Genomic DNA, 4,282 nt, shown 5'->3' on the forward strand with positions numbered 1-4,282 from the left:
GTCCTACGATGTGCATGGCATAACGGATTTTGGCCGGGTCATCGAAACGTTCGCAGCCTTGAAACCAGATCTCGTGATTATTGATATTCAACTCCCGAAATTTGACGGCTTCCATTGGTGCCGAATGATTCGAACTCACTCCAATGTCCCCATTGTCTTCTTGTCCTCACGCGATCATCCAACGGACATGGTGATGTCGATGCAGCTTGGCGCCGATGATTTCATCCAGAAGCCGTTTCATTTTGACGTGCTCATCGCCAAAATCCATGCTATTCTCCGTCKGGTCTATAACTACAATACGGAACCGATCAAGCTGAAAACCTGGTGCGGCGCAACGATTGATTATGAGAAAAATACGGTGACGAACGAAGCCGGTGTGATCGAATTAACGAAGAATGAAATTTTCATTCTTAAGGTGCTTATCGAACGTAAGAACACAATCGTTAGTCGGGACGTCATTATTAACAGCCTCTGGGACGACCAGCGGTTTGTCAGTGACAACACTTTAACCGTCAATGTTAATCGTCTTCGGAAAACACTGGACGAACTGGAGTTAGGCCGTTATATCGAAACAAAGGTCGGGCAAGGCTATATGGCCATAGAAGAGGCTCATTTCCATGATTAGACGTTATCTCATCGAAAGAAGAAGTTGGCTCCTTTTCTTTTTATCCGCGCAGACCCTTGTTCTGCTTATTGCCTTTTTGGATAAGGCCATTCCGTTTGGGCCTATTCTATACATTGTTTTTCTAACCACAACGTTATTTCTGATCTTCTTTATTTTTCGCTACAACAAAGAAACTCATTTCTACAAGCAGCTTGAGGAACGAGATAACAACCTTGACCTCTCCAGCATAGAAGGCGCGGATAGTCCCTTGGAGGCTATCGTAGAGACTAGCATGATCAATCTAGCCGAGCATCTCCGTCAGTCTGCGTCCTGGCATCAGGTGGCGCTGGAACAGGAGAAGGATGATTTACTGGCTTGGATTCACGAAGTGAAAACACCGCTCACCGCGATGCAGCTAATGATGGACCGTCTGGAAGACGAGACGATGAAGACCGCATTAACCTACGAGTGGCTAAGGATTCACCTTCTCTTGGATAGGCAGCTTCATCAGAAGCGGCTCCCGTTCATGGAGAACGACCTGTATATCGAGCAGGTGAATTTGGAATCATTGACCTATGCAGAAATTAAGACACTAAAGACATGGTGCATCCAAAAAGGCATTGGCTTCGACGTTGATTTCGAAGTGACGGACGTGCTGAGCGACGCCAAGTGGCTCGCCTTCATTCTGCGTCAGTTGGTGACGAACGCCGTGAAGTACAGCGATCCTCATGCTGCGGATATCATCATCCGAAGCTGCCACCGCAACGAGCGGACTGTACTTGAGGTCATTGACCATGGCCGCGGGATCGAGCCGAAGGATCTGCCGCGTGTCTTCGACAAAGGCTTCACCTCCACAGCTTGGCATCAAGACAGCGCCGCTACGGGGATGGGCCTCTATTTGGCGAAGAAAGCCGCCGAGTCGATGCTTATTCACATAACCGTGATCTCGGAGCCGGGCACAGGTACAACCTTCAGCCTCACCTTCCCCCAGCCGAATGAGGTCATGCGCATCACAGGCATGTGACAACCTTGTCACATGCCTCTCTTCTTTGTTCGCCCGATCGAGGGAGAAACGGGTCAGCTCTTTTTATAATAAAGCTAACGAATAAAGGAGTGTGTGAGATGACAATTCTGGAAGCAGTCAAAATCCATAAAAGCTATGGCAACAAATTCAACAAGCAAGAGGTGCTGAAAGGTCTCGATATCCGGATTGAAAAAGGAGAGTTCGTCAGTATAATGGGCGCGTCAGGCTCGGGGAAAACCACCTTGCTGAATGTGCTTTCCTCCATAGATAAGGTCAGCCAAGGCTCCATTCAAATCGAGGGCAAAGAAATTACAACGTTGAAGGAAAAGCAGTTAGCCGAGTTTCGCAAGCGGCATTTGGGGTTTATTTTTCAGGATTATAATCTGCTCGATACCTTGACCGTCAAAGAAAATATTCTTCTGCCACTTTCTATTACCAAAACTTCCAAGCAGGACGCCGAGACCAAGTTCCAAGCAGTCGCGACTGAACTGGGCATCTATGAAATCAAGGATAAGTATCCCAATGAAATCTCAGGCGGGCAAAAACAGCGGACCTCCGCGGCCAGAGCGTTCATTCATGAGCCGGGTATTATTTTCGCAGACGAACCTACTGGTGCCCTCGACTCCAAATCCGCATCGGATTTGCTGCATAAGCTGAGCGATATGAACGAGAAGCGGAAAGCGACCATCGTCATGGTCACGCATGACTCCGTTGCCGCGAGTTACGGGAGCCGGGTTATTTTCATCAAAGACGGGCAAATGTACACGCAGCTTTATAAAGGGCAGGAGTCTAGACAAGCTTTCTTTCAAGACATTATGAAAACTCAGGCTGTTCTAGGCGGTGTGCAGAATGAGTATTAACCAGCTGATTATTCAAAATTTGAAAGCGAACATCAAGCACTATTATTTGTATATATTCGCTCTGATGTTCAGTGTCGCGCTATATTTTGCTTTCGTCACTTTGCAGTACGATCCCGCTCTGGATCAGACCCGAGGTTCGATCAAGGGAGCGGCAGCCATCAAATCAGCATCGGTTCTGCTAGTCGCGATTGTCGCCATCTTCAATCTGTATGCCAATAACATCTTTGTGAAAAGACGCAGCAAGGAAATCGRCTTATTGCAGTTGATCGGCATGACGAAAACATCCATTTTCCGTATCCTCAGTACAGAGAACTTCGTCCTATATTTCGGTTCCTTGCTTGTAGGAACTTTCATCGGATTCTCCATGTCGAAGCTGATTCTGATGGTTTTGTTCCAAATTACGGGTGTGAATGCCATCGCAACGCTCCACTTCTCGACCCAGGCGCTAATCCAGACACTCGTTGTGTTCGTCGCGGTCTATTTGCTAATCATGCTGGTTAACTACGTATTTATTAAAAGACAAACCATTCTGTCGTTGTTCCGAGTCTCCACATCAACCGAAATCAAAGTAAAGCGGATGTCCCTTGCAGAAGCCATTCTCGGATTGATCGGCATGACGCTCATCCTGCTTGGGTATTATGTTTCATCAAAGCTCTTCAGCGGCGATTTCACTACAATGGTCGAGTTATTCACAGCCATGATTTTTATTCTAGCTTCGGTCATTATCGGCTCATATCTATTTTATAGAGGTTCCGTTCGCATGCTGCTTAACGTCATTCGCAAGAACAAAAATGGCTACTTGAATGTCCGTGAGGTACTCTCGCTCTCTTCCATTATGTTCCGAATGAAATCCAATGCCCTGCTGCTGACTGTCATTACAACCGTGTCCGCATTAGCGATCGCTTTGCTGTCTTTAAGCTACATTGCCTACTATTCCGCGGAAAAAACAGCAAAAAACGATGTACCGTCCCATTTCTCCATCACTCAAAAGGAAGATGCTGACAAGTTCAAAGCCGCGCTGGATGCCCATCACATTTCACATAGGGATACAGCCATTGAAGTGATACAAGCAAAAGCTAACATAAAGGGAATTCTGGCGGACAATATGAACGGACTTATGGTCGATCCGAGCAGCATGTCGCTTTCCGTGATCAGCGACATAAACACGCCTTCCTACGACATGGCGCCCGAACAAACCTTATTTACTGGTACCAACGATCTGTTGAGCAAATTTATGAGTTTTAAAAGCTCAGGGCAAATCGAGTTAGCCGGGCAGCAAATCACAACCCCGTTCACCTATTTAGGCTCGAAGAAGCAGTCCATAGTCTCTTGGTACTTCACAAACGGCGGCATGCCAGTTGCCATCGTAGACAACTCCGTCTTCGAGCGACTGAAACACGATCTGGTACCCTCGCTGCAAAAGAAGTCCACAACCTATCAGGGCATCGATATTGTGAACGAGGCCGAGCTGCAAACAGCTAATCAGATTTTCGGAGAGTTAGGCATGGATAAAGATGATCGAGGTGACTCTCGGTTAGATAGCATTCTGAACCAAAAGAATAGAATGGGACTAATTATGTTCATTGTCGGCTTTCTCGGTCTTACGTTCCTGATCACATCAGGCTGCATCCTGTATTTCAAACAGATGGATGAGAGCGAAGACGAGAAACCGACCTACACGATTTTACGAAAACTCGGCTACACGCAGGAGGATTTATTAAAAGGGATTCGCCGCAAGCAGCTCTTTAACTTCGGAATCCCGCTTGTCGTAGGCCTTGCTCATAGTTACTTCGC

General features: G+C 47.0%; 4 protein-coding genes. All 4 read left to right on the forward strand.

The annotated features are described in order from the left end of the window. Positions 1-625: response regulator transcription factor (locus AC1DUA_RS25995; RefSeq protein WP_477502524.1), on the forward strand; the 625-nt coding region annotated here is incomplete at its 5' end. Beyond that, positions 618-1,628 carry a sensor histidine kinase gene (locus AC1DUA_RS26000; protein ID WP_477502525.1) on the forward strand — a complete coding sequence of 337 codons (1,011 nt, stop codon included), beginning with the start codon at positions 618-620 and terminating at the stop codon, positions 1,626-1,628. The genes AC1DUA_RS25995 and AC1DUA_RS26000, both read left to right, overlap by 8 nt. Before the next feature lie 98 nt (positions 1,629-1,726). After that, positions 1,727-2,488: an ABC transporter ATP-binding protein gene (locus AC1DUA_RS26005; RefSeq protein WP_477502526.1), complete on the forward strand. Its 762-nt coding sequence runs from the start codon at positions 1,727-1,729 to the stop codon at positions 2,486-2,488. Then, a partial coding sequence (locus AC1DUA_RS26010) for an FtsX-like permease family protein (RefSeq protein WP_477502527.1) occupies positions 2,478-4,282 on the forward strand: 1,805 nt, incomplete at its 3' end. The genes AC1DUA_RS26005 and AC1DUA_RS26010, both read left to right, overlap by 11 nt.

Source organism: Paenibacillus sp. 01T422 (genome assembly GCF_056398785.1).

Excerpts from the sequence above, each read along its gene's own strand:
- AC1DUA_RS26000 (WP_477502525.1), top strand. The coding sequence starts at position 618 with ATGATTAGACGTTATCTCATCGAAAGAAGAAGTTGGCTCCTTTTCTTT.
- AC1DUA_RS26005 (WP_477502526.1), top strand. The coding sequence starts at position 1,727 with ATGACAATTCTGGAAGCAGTCAAAATCCATAAAAGCTATGGCAACAAA.